Annotated in this window: 21 protein-coding genes; 13 read left to right on the top strand and 8 right to left on the bottom strand. The window is 64.7% G+C overall.

Features of this window, described 5'->3' with window-relative positions; genetic code table 11:
- Positions 1–3,300 (top strand): UvrD-helicase domain-containing protein, encoded by a 3,300-nt coding sequence (locus tag ACVWY6_RS22315; protein WP_457541016.1) that lies wholly within the window; start codon positions 1–3, stop codon positions 3,298–3,300.
- Positions 3,297–5,147, top strand: coding sequence for an exodeoxyribonuclease V subunit alpha (gene recD, locus ACVWY6_RS22310; RefSeq protein ID WP_084248302.1), 1,851 nt, complete (start codon positions 3,297–3,299; stop codon positions 5,145–5,147). Before ACVWY6_RS22315 ends, recD begins: the two co-directional genes overlap by 4 nt.
- Before the next feature lies 1 nt (position 5,148).
- Here recD and ACVWY6_RS22305 read toward each other — a convergent pair whose 3' ends face one another.
- Positions 5,149–5,925, bottom strand: coding sequence for a PIG-L family deacetylase (locus ACVWY6_RS22305; RefSeq protein ID WP_457541015.1), 777 nt, complete (start codon positions 5,923–5,925; stop codon positions 5,149–5,151).
- A 160-nt stretch (positions 5,926–6,085) separates the two neighbouring features.
- Here ACVWY6_RS22305 and ACVWY6_RS22300 point away from each other — a divergent pair, with 160 nt between their 5' ends.
- From ACVWY6_RS22300 to ACVWY6_RS22290, 3 genes are read left to right on the top strand one after another with little or no spacing between them, the layout of a single operon-like run.
- A complete protein-coding gene (locus ACVWY6_RS22300) occupies positions 6,086–6,679 on the top strand; it encodes a sulfite oxidase-like oxidoreductase (RefSeq protein WP_457541013.1) in 594 nt (197 codons plus the stop codon).
- Positions 6,655–7,392, top strand: coding sequence for a ferredoxin reductase (locus ACVWY6_RS22295; RefSeq protein WP_457541011.1), 738 nt, complete (start codon positions 6,655–6,657; stop codon positions 7,390–7,392). The genes ACVWY6_RS22300 and ACVWY6_RS22295 overlap by 25 nt, the downstream gene beginning before the upstream one ends.
- A 24-nt stretch (positions 7,393–7,416) precedes the next feature.
- On the top strand, positions 7,417–8,463 hold the full coding sequence (locus ACVWY6_RS22290) for a threonine aldolase family protein (RefSeq protein ID WP_457541009.1): 1,047 nt from the start codon (positions 7,417–7,419) through the stop codon (positions 8,461–8,463).
- 18 nt (positions 8,464–8,481) lie between these two features.
- Here the strand turns inward: ACVWY6_RS22290 and ACVWY6_RS22285 are convergent, their stop codons facing one another.
- The 3 genes from ACVWY6_RS22285 to ACVWY6_RS22275 form a co-directional block, all read right to left on the bottom strand.
- Positions 8,482–9,828, bottom strand: a complete 1,347-nt coding sequence (locus ACVWY6_RS22285) for a TIGR01777 family oxidoreductase (RefSeq protein ID WP_457541008.1) — start codon at positions 9,826–9,828, stop codon at positions 8,482–8,484.
- 9 nt (positions 9,829–9,837) lie between these two features.
- Entirely contained in the window at positions 9,838–10,584 is a 747-nt protein-coding gene (locus tag ACVWY6_RS22280) for a class I SAM-dependent methyltransferase (RefSeq protein ID WP_457541006.1), read from the bottom strand.
- A 71-nt stretch (positions 10,585–10,655) separates the two neighbouring features.
- The gene (locus tag ACVWY6_RS22275; protein WP_457541004.1) at positions 10,656–11,162 is read right to left on the bottom strand and encodes a VOC family protein; all 507 of its coding nucleotides are present in this window, start codon (positions 11,160–11,162) and stop codon (positions 10,656–10,658) included.
- A gap of 35 nt (positions 11,163–11,197) precedes the next feature.
- Between ACVWY6_RS22275 and ACVWY6_RS22270 the strand changes: the two genes are divergently transcribed.
- Positions 11,198–12,046 carry a helix-turn-helix domain-containing protein gene (locus ACVWY6_RS22270; RefSeq protein ID WP_457541003.1) on the top strand — a complete coding sequence of 283 codons (849 nt, stop codon included), beginning with the start codon at positions 11,198–11,200 and terminating at the stop codon, positions 12,044–12,046.
- A gap of 14 nt (positions 12,047–12,060) precedes the next feature.
- Here ACVWY6_RS22270 and ACVWY6_RS22265 read toward each other — a convergent pair whose 3' ends face one another.
- Positions 12,061–12,444, bottom strand: coding sequence for a hypothetical protein (locus ACVWY6_RS22265; RefSeq protein WP_023958113.1), 384 nt, complete (start codon positions 12,442–12,444; stop codon positions 12,061–12,063).
- Between the two features lie 147 nt (positions 12,445–12,591).
- On the opposite strand from ACVWY6_RS22265, the gene ACVWY6_RS22260 reads away from it, so the two are divergent.
- Complete coding sequence (locus ACVWY6_RS22260; protein ID WP_457541001.1) at positions 12,592–14,253, top strand: FAD-binding dehydrogenase; 1,662 nt, start codon at positions 12,592–12,594, stop codon at positions 14,251–14,253.
- Positions 14,254–14,291: 38 nt separating this feature from the next.
- Here ACVWY6_RS22260 and ACVWY6_RS22255 read toward each other — a convergent pair whose 3' ends face one another.
- Positions 14,292–15,395 (bottom strand): hypothetical protein, encoded by a 1,104-nt coding sequence (locus ACVWY6_RS22255; RefSeq protein ID WP_457540999.1) that lies wholly within the window; start codon positions 15,393–15,395, stop codon positions 14,292–14,294.
- Between the two features lie 126 nt (positions 15,396–15,521).
- Here ACVWY6_RS22255 and ACVWY6_RS22250 point away from each other — a divergent pair, with 126 nt between their 5' ends.
- The 5 genes from ACVWY6_RS22250 (at position 15,522) to ACVWY6_RS22230 (ending at position 20,085) form a co-directional block, all read left to right on the top strand.
- Positions 15,522–15,986, top strand: coding sequence for a cupin domain-containing protein (locus ACVWY6_RS22250; protein WP_317714183.1), 465 nt, complete (start codon positions 15,522–15,524; stop codon positions 15,984–15,986).
- 19 nt (positions 15,987–16,005) lie between these two features.
- A complete protein-coding gene (locus tag ACVWY6_RS22245; RefSeq protein WP_457540997.1) occupies positions 16,006–16,824 on the top strand; it encodes an SDR family oxidoreductase in 819 nt (272 codons plus the stop codon).
- A 76-nt stretch (positions 16,825–16,900) separates the two neighbouring features.
- Positions 16,901–18,124 (top strand): acyl-CoA dehydrogenase family protein, encoded by a 1,224-nt coding sequence (locus ACVWY6_RS22240; RefSeq protein WP_457540995.1) that lies wholly within the window; start codon positions 16,901–16,903, stop codon positions 18,122–18,124.
- Positions 18,121–19,152: a phosphotransferase family protein gene (locus tag ACVWY6_RS22235; protein WP_457540993.1), complete on the top strand. Its 1,032-nt coding sequence runs from the start codon at positions 18,121–18,123 to the stop codon at positions 19,150–19,152. Before ACVWY6_RS22240 ends, ACVWY6_RS22235 begins: the two co-directional genes overlap by 4 nt.
- Before the next feature lie 42 nt (positions 19,153–19,194).
- Positions 19,195–20,085 (top strand): SDR family oxidoreductase, encoded by an 891-nt coding sequence (locus ACVWY6_RS22230; protein ID WP_457540991.1) that lies wholly within the window; start codon positions 19,195–19,197, stop codon positions 20,083–20,085.
- On the opposite strand, the gene ACVWY6_RS22225 is transcribed toward ACVWY6_RS22230, so the two are convergent.
- Positions 20,086–20,775 carry a winged helix-turn-helix transcriptional regulator gene (locus ACVWY6_RS22225; RefSeq protein WP_457540989.1) on the bottom strand — a complete coding sequence of 230 codons (690 nt, stop codon included), beginning with the start codon at positions 20,773–20,775 and terminating at the stop codon, positions 20,086–20,088.
- Between the two features lie 158 nt (positions 20,776–20,933).
- Here ACVWY6_RS22225 and ACVWY6_RS22220 point away from each other — a divergent pair, with 158 nt between their 5' ends.
- Positions 20,934–21,770 (top strand): class I SAM-dependent methyltransferase, encoded by an 837-nt coding sequence (locus ACVWY6_RS22220; protein WP_457540988.1) that lies wholly within the window; start codon positions 20,934–20,936, stop codon positions 21,768–21,770.
- Positions 21,771–21,777: 7 nt separating this feature from the next.
- Here ACVWY6_RS22220 and ACVWY6_RS22215 read toward each other — a convergent pair whose 3' ends face one another.
- Positions 21,778–22,737, bottom strand: a complete 960-nt coding sequence (locus tag ACVWY6_RS22215) for an alpha/beta hydrolase family protein (protein WP_023958133.1) — start codon at positions 22,735–22,737, stop codon at positions 21,778–21,780.
- Positions 22,738–22,742: the final 5 nt, after the last annotated feature.

Raw genomic sequence — 22,742 nt, 5'->3', positions numbered from 1 at the left:
ATGACCCAGAGCAGTCTTTCTCCCGTCACCTTCGACATCACCGGACCGCTGCCCGGCGGCACAACGGTATTGGAGGCCAGTGCCGGCACCGGGAAGACGTACGCGATCGTCGGTCTGGCCGCTCGGTACGTGGCGTCCGGGGTGCCGTTGTCCGAACTACTCCTGGTCACCTTCAGCCGATTCGCCACAGCTGAACTTCGAGAACGAACCCGGCTGCGACTGGCCGATCTCGCACGGGCACTTGCCGATCCGCAACGTGCGGCGCAATCCGATGACCCTCTCGTGGCAATGCTCGCCCGCGGCAGCGGCGAGGAGGTGGGTGTTCGTCGCGAACGGTTGACCGCTGCGTTGTCGGACTTCGATGCGGCGACCATCGCGACCACACACACATTCTGCAGCCGCATGCTGGACGGGCTCGGTCTTGCCGGCGACTTCGAGAACGACATCACTCTGGTGGAGGACGTAGGCGATCTCATCACCGAAGTCACCGACGACCTGTACCTGCGGCGCTTCAGTGGTACCGACGCGGTGCCGTTCAGTCTTCGTGACGCCCATGCCTTCTCGCGGGCGGCGGTGTTCGGGCGGCAGGCGCGGCTGGGGCCTGACGCCGAACCCGGGGCGGACGAGTACATGCGGGTGGAGTTCGCCACCCAGGTACGCAAAGAGGTGGAACGGCGTAAACGCCTCACCAATGTGCGTGACTATGACGACCTTCAGATGTTGCTGCGCGACACATTGGCCGACCCCGCACACGGGCCGGCGGCCTGCCGACGGATTCGTAGCCGTTTTCGGGTGGTGCTCGTCGACGAGTTCCAGGACACCGATCCGGTGCAGTGGGAGATCTTTCGCCTCGCGTTCCACGGGCACACGACGTTGGTGCTCGTCGGCGACCCGAAGCAATCGATCTACGCCTTCCGAGGCGCAGAGGTGTTCAGTTACCTCGATGCCGTACGCGCCGCAGACAACCATCAGGCTCTTCCGACGAACTGGCGAAGTGACGCCGGTCTGATCGATGCGCTGGACCGGATCTACGCCGGAGCAGCTCTCGGTAGCCCGGACATCGTTGTGCACCAGGTGACCGCGAACAACGACGGATCCCGGCTTCCCGGTCTGGTCCCGCTGCGGTTGCGCCATCTGAACCGCAAGGGACACGGGCCGCTGAACAAGTCAGGGTTTCCAGTGCTCGACCGGCTGCGCCGGGCGGTGGCCGACGACGTCGCCGCGGACCTCACCGACCTGCTCAACTCCGGCACCGACCACGTCACCGGTGGGAAAACGAGGCCGGTCGAGCCGGGAGACGTCGCAGTCCTGGTTCGAAATCACAAGCACCTGAGCATGATTCAAGGTGCCCTGGACGCTGCGGGGATACCGTCGGTGCTGGCGGGAGGCACCAGTGTCTACAGCACCCAGGGAGCGCTCGACTGGCTGTGGTTGTTGCAGGCCATGGAGCAGCCGAGTCGTACGGCCCGAATCCGGTTGGCTGCACTCACCCCGCTTCTGGGGTGGACTGCCACTGAACTCGATGCAGGCGGAGACGAGCTGACAGCGGACATCAGCGCGATGATCCGCGAGCTCGTGGCGGTCTATCAGGACGCCGGGTTCGCGGCGGTGTACGAGCATCTGTCCGGACGCCGCGACATCGCCGGTCGTCTGCTGGGTATCACCGGCGGCGAACGTCGACTCACCGACCTCACCCACGTCGCCCAGTTGTGCAACCGTGCCGTGGTGGAGCAGGGGCTGGGTCTCACCGCGCTCGTGCGCCGACTCGCCGAGTTGATCAAGGATCCGGTCGCAGGCAATCAGGGCGAGCAGAGCCGCCGTCTCGACAGCGACGCCGCGGCGGTCCAACTCCTGACCGTGCATCGCAGCAAGGGACTCGAGTTCCCGATCGTCTACGTGCCCTACGGCTGGGACGCGGCGCGCCATCCGAACCCCGCAACTCTGTTGCTGCACAACGACTCAGGAGAGCGCATCCTTGACGTCGGAGGCAAGGACGCACCCGGGTACCGGGCCCGCCGGGACACCGCCGCTGCCGAGGAAGACGGGGAAGAGTTGCGATTGTTGTACGTGGCGCTCACACGCGCTGCCTCCGCCGTGGTGCTGTGGTGGGCGCCTGCGACTGCCACCCGCTCGTCGCCGCTTCACAGGCTGCTGTTCAGCCGCGACAAAATAAGCCCCGAACCACGTCCGGTGGTACCCGACGATGCACGGGTGGCCCGCTTCTTCACCGAATGGGGTGAGGCGGCAGGCGGCGTGGTCACCGTGCAGCCGGCGACGTTTGCGCCAATGGGCAGTCCCCGTTGGCAGCAACCGAAGCCGTCGGCAGGCGACCTGGGGTCAGCGTCCTTCACCCGCGTCATCGACCGCACGTGGCGGCGCACCTCCTATTCGGCGCTGGTGGCGGGCACACATCAGCCGGGCGTGGCGAGCGAGCCCGAGGTCACGGACAAGACAGACGAGCAGACGGTGGAACCTCTTGCCGAAGCGACCACGGAAGGTCCTGCTGAACTCAAACACGTGTCGCTGATGAACTCGCTGCCTTTCGGGGCGGCCTTCGGAACGCTTGTCCACGAGGTACTCGAGACCGTCGACACCGATGTCACCGATCTGGCAGGCGAAGTGCGTCGCCGCTGTGTCGAGGCCGCGCTGGCCAGGATGGCCGAGGTCGACATCGATGTGCTCGCCGAGGCGCTGACCGCGGTGATGCACACACCTCTGGGTTCCGATCGCGAACTCACCCTCGCGCGCATACCTTCGAAGGATCGCTTGTCAGAGCTGACCTTCGAGTTCCCGCTCGGATCGCAGACCGATCCGACCCTGCGAGACATCAGCGACCTGATGGCGGATCATCTGTCGCCCGATGATCTGCTCGCCGACTATCCCGCCCTGCTGCGGCGGGTGCCCGCACCGCCGCTGCGCGGATTCCTCACCGGCAGCATCGACGCGGTTCTGCGGATTCCGGGGGACCGATTCGTGGTGGTGGACTACAAGACGAACCGGACCGCGCGCGGCGACCTCACCTGCCTGGACTACACACCGGAGTCGATGGCGCGGGAGATGATGCACTCGCACTATCCTCTGCAGGCGTTGCTGTATTCGGTTGCGTTGCACCGCTATCTACGATGGCGATTGCCGGGTTACGACCCGTCGGTGCACCTCGGTGGCGTTCAGTACCATTTCGTCCGCGCAATGATCGGGCCGCAGACGCCAACGGGCTGCGGCGTGTTCGAGTGGACGCCGTCGGCGCCCCTCATCGCTGCCGTGTCCGACCTCATCGCCGGAAGGACGGTGGCCGCGTGACCGCCGATGTCGACGCACGGATCGTGCTGAACGCCGCTGCGCCACTGGTGCCCTTCAATCAGGCAGGCGTGCTCAGCGCCGCCGATGTCCATGTGGCTCAACGACTTGCTGCACTGTCCAAGACCGACATCGAGCCGGCGGTGTTGATCGCCACCGCGCTGGCAGTGCGCGCGGTCCGGTTGGGGTCGGTCTGTGTGGAGGTCAACCGGCTCTCCGAGATCGCCATCGACGACGAGGAGTCGGGGATCGATCCGGACACGTTGCCGTGGCCGGACCCGGCCGACGTCGTCAGAGCGCTCGAGTCGAGTCCTCTGCTGACGGGTGCGGCATCGGGACCGTTGAGGCCGCTCCATCTCGCACACACGCCCGAGGGTCCACTGCTCTACCTCCGTCGCTACTTCCAGCAGGAACAGCGGATCCGTGAGCTCCTCGACAACAGGGCCCGCACGCACCCGGATCTCGACGCCGGGCGATTGTCGGAGGGGCTTCACCGGCATTTCCCCGACGCCGGCCCCGACCGACAGCGGATTGCTGCTGCCCTGGCGACAGCCGGGTGGACAACGGTCATCGCAGGGGGGCCGGGCACCGGTAAAACGCACACCGTTGCGCGGGTACTGGCCCTCATGTTCGACGAGTACGGACCGGGTCTTCGCGTTGCTCTGGCTGCCCCGACGGGCCGGGCAGCGGCCCAACTCGAGGCATCGGTGCGCGCTCAGGCGCCCGAACTCGGGCTCCCGGAGCATCTGACGGCGACCACCCTTCACCGGTTACTCGGATGGCGGCCGGGAAACCGCAGCAGATTCGCACACGACAGCACGAACCGGCTGCCTCACGAGCTGGTGGTCATCGATGAGACGTCGATGGTGTCACTGACGATGATGTCGCGACTGCTCGATGCGTTGCGCCCCCAATCCAGGCTTGTCCTGGTGGGGGATCCCGATCAATTGGCCTCTGTGGATGCCGGGGCTGTGCTCGCCGATCTGGTCGCGAGGCCCGTCACCGAGCAGACCAATCCGGTGCTGAGCAGTCTGGTCGCCGAGGACCTCGAACCCGACGCCGACAACGTCGACGCGCTGTCGGTCGAGGAGCGTGAACAGTTGGGTGGAGGGGTGATCCGTCTCACGCGGGTGCGCCGGTTCGGGGAGAGGATCGAACAGTTGGCGGCGGCTGTGCGCCGGGGCGACGCCGATGAGGTGATCGATCTCCTCGGTGCCGGCCATGACGAGTTCGAACTCGTCGGGTTCGACGCTCTTGAATCGGTGCGGCGCGACGTCGTCGACTCCGCCACCGCAGTGCGGGTGGCCGCGGAGGCCGGGGATGCTGCGGCGGCCCTGGCCGGTCTGAGCTCGCATCGACTGCTGTGTGCTCATCGGGAAGGTATGTCGGGCGTCGAATACTGGTCGCGATTGGCGACCGAGTGGATCGACGCACCGGAGGAGGCTTTCGACACGGGCCGGTGGTTCGCCGGACAACCACTGCTGGTGACCGCAAACGATTACGACACAGGCATCTACAACGGAGATACCGGGGTGGTGGTGAACATCGACGGCAGGCCGATGGTGGCGTTCGCGCGCGGCCAGTCGATCAAGATGCTGCATCCGTCTCAGCTGGTGTCGGCAACGTCGGTGTATGCCATGACAATTCACCGCAGCCAAGGCTCACAGTACGAGTCCGTGTCCGTGGTGATCCCTCCGGAACGGTCGTCCCTGCTGACACGCGAACTGCTCTACACGGCCATCACCCGGGCCAGTGCTCGCGTGCGGCTCGTCGGCACCGAAGAGGCCATCAGGGCCGGTGTGAATCGGAAAGTGCTGCGCGCAAGCGGCTTACGGACCAGGCTCGAGTGAGCTAGGCCGGAAAGCGTAGGGCGTCGAACGCTTCCGCGTCGGGCTGGAGCGCCATTCGCTGAAACCACTCGGTTCGCAGGACATCCCAGCGAACTTCTTCTGGCAGGGCAGCGAGCATGGTCATCGCGCCACCTCTGGCGATCTCGCTCTTGTGGGCGGACAAGGCGTCCCACTTGGTCTGCAGCCACGCGGTCACGTCGACGAAGAGATCTATCTCCTCGTCGGGCACCCCGGGCAGCGGCCCCACCGGGCGGTTCGCCTGTTTTCTCACCGCAGGCCAGAGAAGCTGGGCAGCCGAGAACGGCATGGTGGCCTGGTAGAGAAGTTTCGGCCGCCAGGGTGGGCCCGCCTCGGGGTACAGCTGCGGGTATCCGGCTGCTCCGATCGCAGCAACCGCAACGCGATGTGTCTGGATGTGGTCGGGGTGCCCGTACACGCCCATCGGGTCATACGTCAGCACGGTGTCCGGCCGGAATGCGCGGATGTGGGCGACCACCGACTCGACCAATTCATCAAAAGGGGCATCGCAGAACGAGCGATAGTCCTCTGTGGTGTCGGTGACACCGAGATCTGCATACCCCAACAGCCTCGGGGCACCGGCATTCAATATCTGAAGGGATTGCTGTAGTTCGCCGGCCCGTTCGGAGCCCGGCGGCCACGTACACGTCACAACCGACGTGCGACCGCCGAGTTCTGCGCATCGGAGGAGGACACCCCCTGTCCAGAGCGCTTCGTCATCGGGATGCGCGTGGATGCAGAGCAGGCTCGGATGCGACACGGGTTCAGCGTAGTCCGCGCCATCCCTGGTGCGGACCGAGATGGTGGTCGAGTATCGGCGTAGCTGCGAACCCGACCGCGAGACAGCTCACGAGGCGCTGCGACGAGCGAGTCCGGGCCTGTCGATGCACGATCGGTGAGCACAGCGCACAATTGCACCCATGGCCATCATCAACAAGGGCTTCGGGGCCCGCCGCCGGCAGAAGGACGATCGGCTACCGCCAGGGCAATACCTGACCCGCGACTTCCCAGTCTTGACCGCCGGACCCACCCCGGCGATCCGACAAGAGCAGTGGGGCTTCGACGTCAAAGGGCGAGACGGTGAGCTGCAGAGCTGGACGTGGGACGAGTTCATGGCGCTGCCCCAGGAGGACGTCACCGTCGATATCCATTGCGTGACGGCATGGTCGAAGCTCGACACGACGTGGCGCGGGGTTTCGCTGGATGTGCTCCTCGGCGACGACGTCGATCCCGACGGTTTCATCCTGGCCCACTGTTACGGCGGGTACACCACCAATGTGCCGCTGGAAGATGTCCTCGACGGCAAGGCGTGGGTTGCGCACACCTACGACGGTGAGCCACTTGCGGCCGAACACGGTGGGCCGGCACGACTGTTGATCCCGCACCTGTACTTCTGGAAGTCAGCCAAGTGGGTCCACGGTCTGACGATCATGGACGACGACGTGCCGGGCTTCTGGGAGACCAACGGATACCACAACCACGGAGACCCGTGGAAAGAAGAGCGGTATTGGTGAACGGCTGGCGGCCCGCGACAGTGGTCGCGGCCGAGATGGAGACACAAACCGCACGCACCCTGCGCTTACGGCTACCTGATCGCGGTCGGGTGCTACCGGGTCAACACATCGACATCCGCCTGACCGCCGAGGATGGGTATCAGGCGGTGAGGTCCTACTCGATTGCCGCGACCACCGGTGACGACCTGCTCGAGACCACCGTCGAGGAGCTCGAGGACGGAGAGGTCTCGCCTTACCTGGTGTACGACCTGCAGGTGGGTGACCAGGTGGAGGTCCGCGGGCCGATCGGTCGCTGGTTCGTTTGGAGGCCGAACGAACAGAACCCTGTGCAGCTGATCGCAGGTGGTTCAGGCGTGGTGCCACTCATGTCGATGATCCGGGAACACGAACACGCGTCCTCCCAGGCGCCTTTCCGGCTCTTCTATTCGCTGCGCACACCCGCAAGTCGCTACTACGCGCAGGAACTGGAAAGCCTGGTCGCCTCTGAACGACTGCGTGTGGACTACGTGTATACCCGGCAGGCGCCTGAACTGTCGACGCGACCGGCTGGTCGGCCGGACATCGACGAGTTCAGGTCAGCACTGATCCCGGTGGACCTCGACCCGCAGGTACGAGTCTGCGGGCCAACGGCTTTCGTCGAACAGTATGCGCAGTGGCTACTCGATCTGGGTTATCCCGCTGCGAACATCCGTACCGAGCGTTTCGGAGGGTGAGACCCCACATGGAAAGCGAAATCCTTGAGACGACATGACCCCGAGTGGCGTGCCTTCGCGTCCGACAACTACGCCGGAGTGTTGCCAGAGGTGTTGACTGCCATCGCCGAGGCGAATGGTGGCCATCAGGTCTCTTATGGCGAAGACGACTACACCGACGCGCTGCGGGCGGTCATCCGCAACGAATTCGGTTCTCGCGCCGAGGTTTTTCCTGTTTTCAACGGTACCGGCGCCAATGTGGTGGCGTTGACATCGCTCATGCCGCGTTGGGGCGCTGCGATTGTCACGGAGTCTGCGCACGTCCACACCGACGAAGGCGGTGCGCCCGAACGCGTCAGTGGTATCAAGCTGCTGACGGTGCCCACCCCGGACGGCAAGCTGACGCCGGAACTGATCGCGACGGAGGCCTATGGCTGGGGATTCGAGCATCGGGCACAGCCTGCTGCGGTCAGCCTGACCCAGGTCACCGAGCTCGGGACGCTCTACACCCCGGCAGAGATCGCGGCCAACGCCGACTTCGCTCACCGGAACAACATGGCGTTGCATGTCGACGGAGCCAGGTTGTGGAATGCGGCTGCGGCCCTGCAGATGCCGATGGGGCGGTTCACCACCGACGTCGGTGTGGACATCGTCAGTCTTGGCGCCACCAAGGTCGGTGCGCTCGGCGCCGAGGCGATCGTGGTGATCGATCCTGACCGGGTCGACGGTTTGATCTATCTACGCAAACTGAGCATGCAGCTGGCCAGCAAGATGCGCTTCATCTCGGCACAGTTGCTGGCACTGTTCGAGGACGGCAACGGTATCCGCGCTGCCGCGCACGCCAACGCGATGGCCGCGCGTCTACGAGCCGGTCTCGAAGGTGTTCCGGGGCTTCGTTTCGCGCAGTCCACCGAGTCGAACGCCGTGTTCGCCGTCCTCGATCGAGCAGCCGCCGAACGGGTCCGTGAGTCGTGGCGTTTCTACGACTGGGATGAGTCGGGCGGAACGGTGCGATGGATGTGTTCGTTCGACACCACCGACGACGACGTGGACCGCTTCATCGAGACCGTCAAAAGAGAGCTCGCACGCTGATCGTATGCGCTGCCCGTCCTACGTCCGGCCGGTGGCACCGCCGAGTTGATGGCGCAGTGCGTCCGATACTTCTGGCCACCGGAAGCGATGCCCGATCGCGGTGAGCCGGGACGGCACCACATGCTGGTTGGCCAACGCGAGTTCGCGAGCGCCTTGCGCGCCGAGGATCAGTTGTGGACCCAGACTGGGCACGGGCACGATCGCCGGCCGGTGCACCGCCCTGGCCAAGGCTGCGGTGTAGTCGCTGTTCCGCACGGCATTCGGTGCCACCGCATTGATCGGTCCCTGCAATGTCTCGTCGACGATGGCGCGATGGTAGATGTCCACCAGATCGTCGATCGCGATCCACGGCAGCCACTGCCTGCCGTCCCCGATTCGCCCGCCGAACCCCACGGTGAACAGTGGGCGTAACAGCCGTAGTGTGCCACCGGCCGCAGCCTGCACTATGCCGGTGCGGACGTTGACGACCCGGACGCCGGAGTCGCCTGCGGCTTCGGTCGCCGCCTCCCAGTCGGCGACAACGTCGGCAAGGAATCCCTCGCCACGCGAGGCATTTTCGTCGAGCTGCTCGTCGCCGCGGTCATAGCCGTAGAAGCCCACGGCCGAAGCGCAGATGAGCGCGGGCTGGGGTGTGGTGGCCGCGATCACCGACGACAACTTCGCCGTCGGGTCGATGCGGCTGTCGCGGACCGCTCGTTTGTGGCTGTCACTGAATCGGCCCGCGATGGATTCGCCGGCCAGATGGACCACTGCGTCGACGCCGTCCACCAGGTCTGGTGCCGGATTGTCCGGATCCCAGCGTCGCTCGTCTGCGTGGGAGGGATCGCGGCGCACGAGTGAGATCACTCGGTGCCCGCCGGTGGTCAAGAAGGCCTTGAGGGCGGTACCCACCAGGCCGGAGGATCCGGTCATCGCAATGGTCATCGGTCCGCGCCCCAACTCGCTCGCCCATGCGTGGGCCGCCAGGTCGTCGGCGAGCTGGCGATGCCGGTAGCGAAACATCGGCCGTAGCAACGCAGTCGGGACGGGTGTGTCGACAGTGTCGGTGACCATTGTGGAGTTCGCGTCGACGGCAGAGAATCCGTGGTGGTGCGTCCACGTCAGCACGGACTTCAGAGGCCACGAGTCCAACTTGTCCACGAACTGATTTGGTGGGTGGTACCTCGATGGCTGATGCTGCGCGACCCATTTCAGTCCACCTGGGAACCCCAACACCGCAGTTCCGTCACTGAGCGACTCGGCTTCTTTGATCAACGACGGTGGTCCCCACGGTGGGGCCAGCCGCGTGAAGGCGCCCGGCCGTCCGTGCCAGGCGAACACCTCGTCTACAGGAGTGGGGACGGTACTCGAATGCGTGATGCCCATGGGCCCACGCTACGCATCGGTGATCGTCTGCGCGGGACGCAGCACGTACCCGACGTAGCCGTACTCTGCACCGAACCGGCGACGGATGTGTATTTCCTTCTCGACGATGTCGAGGGCTTCGTCGTCGGCGCGCTGTTCATGGCGCAGGCGGTTGATGCTTGCCGCCAGAGGGCCGTACAGCTCGTCCCAGTCGCTGTCGGGTAGCAGGTATGTCGCTGCCACCACCCAGCCCAGCGCCTGGGCCGCATCGATGCTCTGGGCGACGGTCCGCATTTCGGGAGCAGCGGATAGCCAAAAATCGGCCGCTTCGCGACTCGGAGCGGTGGTCAGCCAGTTGGCGTCGGTCAGTACGACCGCACCACCGGGTGCAAGCAGCCGTCGCCACCGCCTGAGCGCGTTGTCGACGCCCATGATGTACGCCGAACCCTCCGCCCAGATGAGGTCGAAACGGTGGTCGGGATAGTCGAGTGCCTCCATCGTGACCTCATCGACGGAGATCGAATCCGCCACCCCTGCGGTGATCGCGTTGGACAGCAGGTCGTCCAAAAAGGGCCGATGAGTGTCCACGGCCGTGACCCGAGCCCCCAGCTTCGCCAAAACGATTGTGGCAGGACCCGTTCCGGCGCCGACATCGAGGACGTGAGGAACGGGTGTCTTCACGTCGGCCAACCTGAACAGCAATTGAGTCGTCGCGACCGACCCCGGTGCCTCGCGGGGCAGTCCCTGGTGAGCGGCGAAGAACACGTCATCGAGCATTCGGTGATGCTCTCAGGCGGGCACGAGACCGGGCAAGGCAATTGAGTGCCGGTCACTGGCTGGGCACATCGTCAGCCCTGCTGCTTGGCCCACTCCTCGATTCTCGAGGCGCTCTCGGCGGGGGAGAGGTCTTCGATCCGGGTCATCACCGACCATCGGACCCCGAAAGGGTCGCGCACCGAGCCGAAGCGATCACCGGAGACAAAGGTCTGTACCTCCTCGCGGATGATCGCACCCGCATCGACTGCCCGCTGCACCACGGCATCCACGTCGGTGACGTAGATGGCCATCGAGTAACAGTCGGAGTCCCCGTCTGGCCTCGGCACCAGTCCATACTGAGGGTTGGGGTCGCCCAGTTGCAGCCGCCCCGTCCCGAAGTCGAGGTCGGCATGCGCGACAATCGGTTGACCGTCGGGACCGGGGAAGTCGGTGCGCTGTTCAACGCGTGCCCCGAAGACGTTGCTGTAGAACTCGATTGCCTTGGCAGCAGGCGTGACGACGATGAATGGTGTGAGGGAGGTATAGCCGTGGGGGATTCCGTGATCGGTGAATTGCCCGTTGGCAGCGTGGATACTCATGAAGGCGATAATCCACCGACGCAGGGTGTGAGCGCTTGAAGAAACGCGACAGTTCCCACCATGGGCCCGCCGGGCCTCGTGGCGACCTGCGTCCAGGCGCCGGTGGCGTACACATCTCACGCCTCCCGGTCCCTCCCGGACATCGGGCCGGGAGCCTTCTACGACACGTCTGGATCGCATCCTGGGACCTGTCGGCACCGATCGTTCAACCGGTCCTCGAACACCCCGGCGGGAACGTGGTCGTCGAGCCGGACAAGGCGGCGCTGTACTGCGTCAGTCAGGGGACCAGTGAGCAGAAGCTCGAAGGAATGAGCTGGGCCGCGGCAGTTCTGCTGCGACCCGCTGCGATCACTCTGATGACCGGCAGATCGATGGCGGGTGCGACGGCCGGCGGACCGGTGTTGCCGATCGGTGAGCCTCTGCCCATCCCCGGCCGGGGTGATGTCGCGGGAGCAGTGCGGTCGGCGATGCGCTCACGTTCGGAATCGGATCAGCGCGCCTACGAGGAGGTCCTGTCCCTATACCTCGCCTGGGCCACAGAGTGGGAGATCGATGACGAAGGCGAGTTGATCAACCGGGTCGTCGATGTGGTCGAAGACGATGGCGGGCCGCGCCGCGTCGCGGAACTCGCAGATGCGGTGAACGTGTCCACGCGCGCCCTTCAGCGGCTGTGTGTCCATCGCACGGGACTGAGCCCCAAGTGGTTGATCCAACGTCGCCGGTTGCAAGACGCTGCACTCGCGCTGCGTGAAGGCCAGATGTCGGTAGCGGATGTGGCAGCGTCACTCGGATACTCCGATCAGGCGCACCTGGCCCGCGAGTTCAAGGCTGTTGTCGGTTGGACACCCAGCGACTACGTGCGGTCTGCCGCCCGGCGGGAATGAGGTCGCGGTGCCCGTCAGCGCCGCCGTCCGATTCCCAGCAGGTCACGCACCATCGCCTCGGCAGATGCCACCGGTGCGATCAGCCTTTCGGTGATGTCGACGATGTTCTCCACCCGTCCGACAACACGTTCGATCCGTTCGACCACCGCAACCATTTTCGTGACAGTGCTGTCCACCCGCGCAAGGGTCGCCGAGAAGTCGTCCATGGCTGCGCCGAAACTGCCAAGGGTCCTGTCGAATTCGCCCATCGCCCTGTCGAAGTCGGTGAGGGCCCCGCCGAGGTCGCCGATGATCGTGTCCAGTTGCCCGACAGTGACGTCTGCGTTCATCGCCGCTTGCGCCAGCTTCCGGAAACGCTGCCGTTCGTGGCCGTCTTCTCCACTGTCCGTTGTCACCACGCCCCAAGTATCTTCTCTGCGCCTCGACGGTGCGGGCAATTCGCAAAGCCGCCGTAGCTCGGACTGCCGCCCGCGTAGTTCTTTATGCTCTGTTCGGATGCGCCGGGTGAACGTCATGCCGGGTATTGGACGCGAGGAGGCGCCGTGATGGCCGACAGGTTTGACGTCATTGTGGCCGGGGGCGGGCTGGCCGGGCTGGTCGCAACCCATGAATTGGTGAAGGCCGGCAAGCGCGTGGCCGTGCTGGAACAAGAGAACGAACAGAACCTGGGTGGGCAGGCTTTCTGGTCTCTGGGTGGTCTGTTCTTCGTCGATTCCCCCGAGCAGCGCAGACTCGGCATCAAGGATTCGGTCGAACTGGCCCGGCAGGACTGGTTCGGTTCCGCCGGATTCGATCGTGACCGTGAGGACCACTGGCCGCGGCAATGGGCCGAGGCCTACGTGAACTTCGCCGCCGGCGAAAAGCGTTCGTATCTGCACGAACTGGGCCTGCGGGTGATGGCGACAGTCGGTTGGGCCGAGCGTGGCTCCGGTCTCGCTGCCGGCCACGGCAACTCTGTCCCGCGATTCCACATCACCTGGGGGACGGGCCCGGAGGTGGTCCGGGTGTTCCGCGAGCCGGTTCTCGACGGTGCTGCCAAGGGTCTGGTCACCATCAAGTACCGGCATCAGGTGGACGAGCTCATCGTGGAGAACGGGGCGGCAGTCGGCGTCCGGGGATCTGTCCTGGTGCCCTCGACCCAGCGGCGAGGGGTGTCGTCGAGTCGTGAAGTCGCCGCCGAGTTCGAACTCCGTGCCGAAGCTGTGGTCGTCACTTCAGGAGGCATCGGCGGCAACTTCGACCTCGTGAAGAAGAACTGGCCGGTAGACCGTCTCGGGCCTGCCCCAGCACACATGATCACCGGCGTACCCGCGCACGTGGACGGTCGAATGCTCGAGATCACCCAGAACGCCGGCGGCAACATCGTCAACAGCGACCGCATGTGGCACTACCCCGAGGGAATCAAGAACTGGGACCCGATCTGGCCCAACCACGCCATCCGGATCATCCCGGGCCCGTCGTCACTGTGGCTCGACGCCACCGGCAAACGGCTATCGGTTCCGAACTTCCCCGGTTTCGACTCTTTGGGCACACTGGGAACGATCACTCGTGGCGGCCACGACTTCACCTGGTTCATCCTGACCCAGGCGATCATCGAAAAAGAGTTCGCCCTCTCGGGTTCGGAGCAGAACCCGGACTTCACCGGAAAAGACATCAAGCTTCTGCTTCAGCGCGTCCGCAAAGGCGCAACGGGTCCGGTCGAGGCCTTCAAGGAGCACGGCATCGACTTTGTCGTCCGCGACAATCTCCGCGATCTGGTGGCCGGGATGAACGAGATCACCACAGGTCCGCAGCTCGACTTCGCGACCATCGAAGCCGAAGTGGTGGCCCGCGACCGCGAACTGGACAACAAATACACCAAGGACATGCAGATCATGGCGATCCGCAATGCCCGAAACTACCTCAGTGACAAGATCATCCGGGTGGCACGGCCTCACAAGTTGCAAGACCCGAAATACGGCCCGATGATTGCCGTCCGCCTGCATCTGGTGACCCGAAAGACGCTGGGTGGGCTGGAGACCGATCTCGATGCGAAGGTGATCCGGCCGTCCGGTGAGCCGTTCGAAGGTCTGTATGCGGCCGGCGAGGTCGCGGGTTTCGGTGGCGGCGGGGTACACGGCTACAACGCGCTGGAGGGCACTTTCCTCGGTGGCTGCATCTTCTCCGGCCGGGCGGCCGGACGCGCACTCGCCCGCGACCTCGGCTGAGGCCCCACTACCTCGGTTGAGGCGGAGTACCGAGCGGCTCAGTCGCGGACGGGAGTGCTTGCCGCCAGCGCTTCCTCGTGTGCCCGAGGCCGGGCCACTCTGGCACGGACATCGATCCGGTAAGAGATGATGGCCAGGGTGAACAGCCCGACAGACAGGTTCACGAGAGCGGCGAATCCTTCGGTTGCAAAATCGACCAGCGCATTGAGCATCGTGAAGGAGAGTGCGCCGTACCGCAGGAAATGCAGCGGCCACATCTTGTCGGTTCTACGCAGCATCACCATCGCCGGGAGTGAAAAAGCAAGCGTGACGGTCGAACTCAGGAGAAGGATGGCGGTGGCCATGCTCATGCCCGCCAACTCGAACGTCACGTTGTCGTCGTCCAGGTAGATCCCGTTCATCGCGATGCCGAGAAGCCCGAAGCCGAACGCCAGCGCCGCGGTCACGGTCATCAGCCAACCGACGATCGGCAGCCATCGCGGACTTCGGAACCACGATGGGATCAAGCGGGGAGCCCACTGCGACAGCGCATACAACCGCGCAGATGCGATGCCCGATGTCAGCAGAAGGCTACGAATGTGTTCCGCCGCAACCTTGTCGTAGCCCATCTCCTCGGCTTCCTCGACCAGGCGCAGCGCGAGCTCCCGCCGGTGCGGGGCCAGACCTCGGGCAACCCCGTCGGCCGCGATGGAAGCTGCTGACGACACCTTCTCGTGAGCGCTCAGAGGTCGAACCTCTCGTAGGACCCGACCGACGATCAGAACGAAAACGACCAGTACATACATGATCTCGGCGGAAGGTCCGTAGAAGTAGTCGTTGTCCTTGGTGACGAACTTGCCCACCTCGTCGAGGAACAGACCGAAACCGATACCGCCGAGGACAACACAGAACAATCGGGCGCCGAACCCCAGCAGCCACCAACTGATCAGCAGCGACAGCATCATGAACGCTCCGCCGTAGAGCGCGTGGGCGATGTGTAGGTTTCCGCCCCCGACTTGCGGATAGTCGGTGATCCACAAGTAACCCCGGGTGAGAAGAATGGTGGTGATCGCGATGATCATGAACGCCTCTGCCGAACTGAAACCCACGGCGTTCCGAGTGAAGAAGCCGAGGCGGGACGATCGGTTGGATGAACGTGTCACGTCGCTCCTCGTGGTGAAACCGGGCAATCCGGCTGTGCGCAAGAATTGTACGGCGGCCGGTTCTCGAACGATCGGGTTCGTATCGAACACCGCGTGAGGCGGCTCGATCGCCGTTACTCTCAGCAAATGAAACAACTCATCCGGTCTGTGACCGCAGTTCTGCTGGTGACGGCGGCATTGTTCGTCGGCACGGCCACTGCCACGGCGACGCCCAGCAAAGACATTTCGGCGAAGACTTTCGCCGATTTCGAGATTCCCGCCGAATTGATCCCGTTCATCCCGGCCGGTGTCCACGTGGTGGCGCGTGAGATCACCATCGCTCCGGGCGGGACCACCGGGTGGCACTACCACGATGGACCGGTTGTCGGATTCGTCGGTGCGGGCACCCTGACCCATCCGGGTCCCGATTGTGTTCCCCACATCTTCCGTACGGGCGATTTCATCAACGAACCGAGCGGGGTCGCCAACACCCACGTCGGACGTAACCTCGGCACTGTTCCCGTGGTCCTGTACGTCGCCTATCTGGAGCCCTTGGGTGACCCGCTCTTCGAGGACGCGCCCGCCCCCGCGTGTGACGTCGCCGCCGGGTGACTCGCCTACGATCGCAGAGATGGACGTAGCCCAGAAAGTTGCTGTTGTCACCGGCGGTGGAGCCGGAATCGGCGCGGCCCTCAGTCGTGCTCTGGCAGAGGCCGGCAGCCGGGTTGTGGTTGCAGACCTCAACGCGGGCAAGGCAGAGGCCGTTGCCGACGAGATCAACGCTTCGCATGATGGTCGTGCTGTCGCGGAGGGCGGAGATGTCGCGGATGAAGGTGTGCTCCAGCGGATTGTCGACCGCGCCGAGAGTGAGTTCGGGCCGGTGGACATCTTCTTCGCGAACGCCGGCACCACCGCCGGACTGGGCCTGGACACTCCAGACGACCTGTGGAACATCGCCCTCCAGGTGAACGTCATGGCCCACGTCCGTGCCGCGCGGATACTCGTTCCGCGGTGGATCGAGCGTGGCGGTGGATATTTCGTGTCGACGGCGTCTGCGGCAGGTCTGCTGACACAGATCGGTTCGGCCACGTATTCGGTCTCCAAGCACGCTGCAGTGGGCTTTGCCGAGTGGCTCTCGGTCACCTACGGCGACCAGGGTGTGAAAGTGAGTTGTCTGTGTCCCATGGGAGTGGAGACCGAGTTGCTCCGCTCCGGGTTCGAGACCGACCAGCCGGGCGCTTCGGTCGCCGCCAGCGCGGTGACCGGCGCGGGTGCGGTACTTCAACCGGCAGACGTGGCGGTCCAGGTTCTCGCCGCGGTCGAACAGGAAAAATTTTTGATTCTCCCGCATCCGGAAGTACTGGACTTCTACCGTAACAAGGGGTCGGATTACGACCGTTGGATTTCCGGGATGCGTCGTTATCAGCGGCATCTGCTCTCGGATTCCTGACGTTCCGAACCAGCCGGCCTTCGACTCGGGCGATCAGGTCCGCCCGAGACATCTCACTCGATACAGGACTCATCACATGGATTTCGCTTACTCCGACCGATGCCTCGAATACCGAGATCGCCTTCTCGATTTCATGACGGGGCACGTGTATCCGGCGGAGGAGATCTACGCCAGGCAAATGGCCGAATCCGGCAATCCGCATTTCGACCCGCCGATCATCGAAGAACTCAAGACCGAGGCGAAAGAGCGCGGGCTGTGGAATCTCTTCCATCCCGATCCCCGCTACGGCGCAGGTCTGACCAACTCGGAGTACGCGCCACTCGCCGAGATCATGGGTCGAAGTGCTGCACTGGCACCGGAGGCAACCAACTGTTCGGCTCCGGACACCGGGAACATGGAAGTGCTGTCACTGTTCGGCAGTGATGAACACAAAGAGCGCTGGCTGACGCCACTCCTCGAGGGCACGATCCGGTCCGCGTTTGCGATGACCGAACCGGCGGTCGCCAGCTCCGACGCGACAAACATCCAGATGAGCATGACCGGGTCGGGGGACGAGTGGATCCTCAACGGCCGAAAGTGGTGGACGTCGAACGCATTACATCCCAACTGCAAGGTCCTGATCGTGATGGGGAAGACCGATCCCGACGCGGCAGCTCACGCGCAGCAGTCGATGATGGTGGTCCCGATCGACGCTCCAGGTGTCAGCGTGATCCGCAACCTGCCGGTGTTCGGTTACCAGGACAGGGAGGGACACGCCGAAGTTCTCTTCGAGGACGTGCGCGTGCCCGACAGCGATGTCCTGGCCGGGGCCGGCGCAGGTTTCATGATCGGGCAGGCCCGCCTCGGTCCGGGACGGATACACCACTGCATGCGAGCGATCGGGATGGCCGAACGCGCCCTGGAGTTGATGTGTGAGCGCGCTTCCTCGCGTATCGCATTCGGTAAGCCGCTCGCCGCCCAGGCGAACATCCAGGATTGGATCGCCGAGGCACGCATCGACATCGAGATGAATCGTTTGCTCACACTCAAAGCGGCGTGGTTGATGGACACGGTGGGGAACAAACAAGCGCGCACCGAGATCGCTGCCATCAAGGTCGCCGCACCAAACATGGCGCTCAAGATCGTCGACCGGGCGATACAGGTCCACGGAGGGGGAGGGGTGTCCGACGACTTCCCACTCGCCAGCATGTACGCGCACCTGCGCGCGCTTCGTCTGGCCGACGGTCCCGACGAGGTGCACAAGCGGACCATCGCGCGCCAGGAGCTCGGGCCTTACCGTAAGACGGAGGTGAAGGCATGAGTACGGCCGTCGGGATCGACACCGATCTCGTCACCGAATGGATCGTCGGTCTCGACATCGGAGCTGTTGCCCCGCTGTCGTTTTCGCGTATCGGCAATGGTCAATCGAATCTGACGTACCGCGTCGGGGACGCCGGTGGCCGCCACTGGGTTCTCCGCCGCCCGCCGCTGGGAGCGCTGCTGGCATCGGCACATGACGTGCTGCGCGAACACCGGATCATGTCCGCACTGCAGGACACCCCGGTGCCGGTGCCGAAGATGATCGCCACCACCAGTGATCCGGCTGTCACAGACGCCCCGCTTGTGTTGATGGGTTATGTCAACGGGGTTGTGGTCGACGATGTGGCGGTGGCTTCGGAACTGTCGCCCGAACGGCGGCGAGCCATCGGGTTGAGTCTGCCGCGGGCACTGGGCACCGTTCATTCGGTCGACCTCGCCAAGGTCGGTCTCGACGATTTGGCGAGCAAGAAGCCGTTTGCGGCCCGACAACTCAAGCGCTGGTCGGCGCAATGGGAACACTCCAAGACCCAGGACATCGCCGAGATCACCGAGGTCGCCCAGGCGCTTGCCGCGCAAGCCCCTGATCAGTCCGAGGTGACACTGGTGCACGGCGACTACTACATGAGCAACGTGATCACCGGGGCCGACAACGGTGAAGTGATCGGCATCGTGGACTGGGAGCTGTGCACGCTCGGTGAACCGCTCGCCGACCTGGGCAACCTGTTGGCGTTCTGGCCGGAAGCCGGAGATGGGGTGGCCGGGCCCTTCACCGCGCCGACACTTCCGGGGTTCCCGCGGCGGGCCGAGCTGATCGCCGGCTATGCCAAGGCGACGGGTCGGGACGTGACCGATGTCGGCTACTGGCACACCCTTGCCCTGTGGCGGTTGACCATCATCGCCGAGGGCGTTCGCCGACGACTGATCAACGATCCGCGCAATGCTTCGCGCGACGGCGGACCCACGAACAAGGTCATCGACGATCTTGTTGTCCGCACTGTGCAGGTGGGGCGCGAATCCGGAATCCTGTGATGGCAGAGACGAACCCGGCCACCGGCCGACAGGGAGGGAACCATGACGCAGAGGCATGAGCTCGCGGGTAAGACTGTTGTCGTCACGGGGGCCACATCGGGGCTGGGCAAGGAAACCGCACGGCGGTTGTACGCACAGGGCGCCGACGTCGTCCTCGTGGCCCGAGACGAGGTGAAGGCCGCAGAGGTGGCCGGCGAGCTCGGTTCAGGATCACCGGGTCAAACGCCGACCGGCAGTGTCAGTACAGCATTGGCAGACTTGTCCGATCTGGCGGATGTGCGTGCGCTGGCGACCGATCTGCAACAGCGATTCGAGCGGATCGATGTGCTGATCAACAACGCCGGCATCGACATCGGCGAGCCGCGTGAGTCCAAGGACGGGTTCGAACTCACCTTTGCGGTCAACTACCTGGCGCCGTTTGTACTCAGTACGTCGCTGGCGCCCGTCATGGCGGAAGCATCCGCTGCCGGGGAGCCGTCGCGGATAGTGAACATCAGTTCGTCGGGACACCGTGGCGGTCACATCGACATCGAGGATTTGCAGGAGAAGGGCCGTAAGTTCAGTGGTCAACGCGTGTACAACAATTCGAAGTTGGCGCTGACGCTGTTCACGGCCGAACTCGCGCGCCGCAACGACCCAGCTCGATTGGTGGCGAATTGTGCCGATCCGGGATTCGTCAAGGGCACCACTCTCGGGCGTGATCTGCCGTTCGGATATCAGGTGATCGGCGTGTTGCTCACGCCGTTCATGGCGGCGGTCGACAAAGGTGCTCGGTCAGCGGTGTGGGCGGCATCCGCACCCGAGGCGGGTACCTTCACCGGCCGCTACGTCAAAGGCGGCAAGCAGATCGAGCCCAGCAAGGAGGCTCAGGACACCGAGCTGGCCGCCCGGCTATGGGACGCCACCGAAGGACTCATCTCCGGCACGCGATGATCATGTCCGGTCTGCCGTGACAGGCCTGGGGATCGCGGCCATCTGCCCCTGCCCGATCCAGCCGGGCACACGACGGCGGACGTCGGCGGGACCGACGATCTGGACTGTGCCGATGGAACACGCTGTCTCCCAGGAGCGGTCGCCCCGCCAGACGGCGGTGAGGTCACGGAGCTCGGCCACGACCGTGGCGGTGGTTTCGAAGCCGGGGTCGTAGTCGCAGATGTCCACCTGGCCCTGCGTCACGACCAGCCACCAGCGGTGGGCGTTGGCAGCCACGCCGCCGAGCCGGAAGGCTATCACCGTGCGGCTCGTCGGCCACACGTCTGGGGGTACTGTCCGGCGCATGTCCCACATCAGCAGGTGGGGGTCGAGGTCCTCGTCTCCGAGCTCGCCGATCCAGCGGATGCCCCAGGCGCCCAGGGCCTCGACCACCGAAGACAGCTCGCTGCCGCTTGCAGTCATCGCGTAGCTCGTCCGCCCGCCGGCAACGTGGCGTTCGACGACGCCCGCGTGCTCGAGCGTACGCAACCGCTTGGAGAGCAGTGCAGGTGACATCCGCGGTACACCGCGCCGCAATTCATTGAAATGTGTACTGCCGGCGAGTAACTCACGGACAACGAGCAGAGTCCATCGTTCGTCGAGTACTTCCATCGCCTTCGCGACAGGACAGAACTGGCCGTATCCGGACATCAACCCTCCTTTGGACCACTCCAGTCAGTACACACCTCGTCCCGGGCACGGACCAGTACAAACTCTGTACTGGACCGGTTCAGATCCAGCACTGGACTGCGGGCGGGCCACGGTCGGATTCTGAGATGAACCGATCACGCAAGAGATGGGAACATGCCATGGCCACCGACACCACAACCACCACAGCAGGTCACCACACGAATGAACTCAAGATGCGGCACCGCGCAATGTGGGCCTCGGGTGACTACCCGGCGGTCGCCACGGAGGTGATCGCCGCTCTCGGCGAGATCCTGGTGGCCGAACTCCACCTGCAGCGCGGCGACCGTGTGCTCGACGTAGCGGCAGGCTCGGGCAACGCGTCCGTACCGGCAGCCCGGACCGGAGCCGATGTGATCGCGGTGGATCTTGCCCCCGAGCTGTTCGACGCCGGTCGTGCGTTTGCCGCCGAGCAGGGCGTACAGCTGACCTGGCAGGAAGCCGACGCCGAGGCTCTTCCCTTTGCCGACAATAGTTTTGACGTGGTGATGTCGTGCGTGGGCGTGATGTTCGCTCCTGATCACCTGCGATCTGCCGCTGAACTGATCCGGGTCTGCCGCTCGGGAGGGCGTATCGGGTTGATCAGCTGGACGCCCGGCGGGTTCGTCGGCCGGATGTTCGCGACCATGAAGCCGTACGCACCCGCGCCACAACCGGGGGCGCAGCCTCCACCGCTGTGGGGCGACGAAACCCACGTCCGCGAACTGTTCGGCGACCATGCCGACATCACTGCCGAGCGGCGGACACTCACCGTCGACCGCTTTCAGAGTCCTGAAGAGTTCCGCCGCTTCTTCAAGACGACGTACGGACCCACCATCGCGGTGTACAACGCGAACGCGGGGGACCCCGCGGCAGTCGCAGCACTCGACGACGGTCTGGACGATCTCGCCCGCGCTGCGATGAACCACGACGGCGTGATGGAGTGGGAATACCTGTTGGTCACAGCAACTGTGAGATGACCGTTGGTCACTCGCTCAGTTGGTCGACAGTCTTGGTTGATCCCTCGGTGATGATGTCGAGTATCTGGCGATAGGCGGCGGAGTTCGAGCTCACGATCGAACCGTGATCCTCGCCGTCGATCAACACCACACGACCACTGCCGTTCTCGTTCTTCAGCGCAGTGACGTACCGCTGCGACAGCGAGGGGAGTACCACTGTGTCCCGGGTGCCGTGGACCGCGATCACCGGAGTTCCGGGATCCAGATTCTGGATCGGGTCCACCGACGCGTAACGCTCCGGTACCTGCCCGGGAGTTCCGCCGAGGGCCGCGACGATCCGGTCGTCGCCGTTGCGAACTGCCTGCACCATGTCCAGCGGACCGGCCAAGGAGACCACCCTGGTGGGCCGGAACTTCGGATTGCCACCGACCTCGGTGGGATCCAGTTTGTGTCGTGTCCCGCCCCAGACCGCCAGCTGGGCTCCGGCGCTGTGTCCGACCACCAGTGCGTCGGTGGTCTCTAATTGGGGGAACCTCTTGTCGATCGCGATGACATTGTCGAGGGCCTGCGAAACGTCCTCGAATGTGGTCGGCCAGCCCCCGCCTGAACCCAGCCGGCGATATTCGATGTTGTACACCGCCATCCCCCGTGCAGCGAGGTCACGGGCGAAGGGATCAAAGAGATCAGCACCCAGTTGGGACTGCCATGCGCCGCCATGGATCAAGACGACCAGCCGGGTCGAATCCACCGCCTGCGGTCCGGCGGGCAGATAGAGATCACCCCAGTTCTGCTCCGGGTCCGTTCCGTCCAGCGTCGGGTAGTCGATCCGGGTCACCGTGACCTCGTCGGAGACCGAGGGCCCGGCGCTCGCGGCGGACGACTGGGCAACCACTGGTCCGGCGTCGCCCCCATCGTCCGAACAGCCGGCGATCAGGCCGGTCAAGGCGGCCAGTGAACCGAGCAGGGCAAAAATGCGGTGTCGTCGCATCGGAA

This window comes from Williamsia sp. R60 (assembly GCF_054063855.1).
The sequence above is the reverse complement of the archived record's forward strand: the minus strand, read 5'-3'. Positions and strand labels throughout refer to the sequence as shown.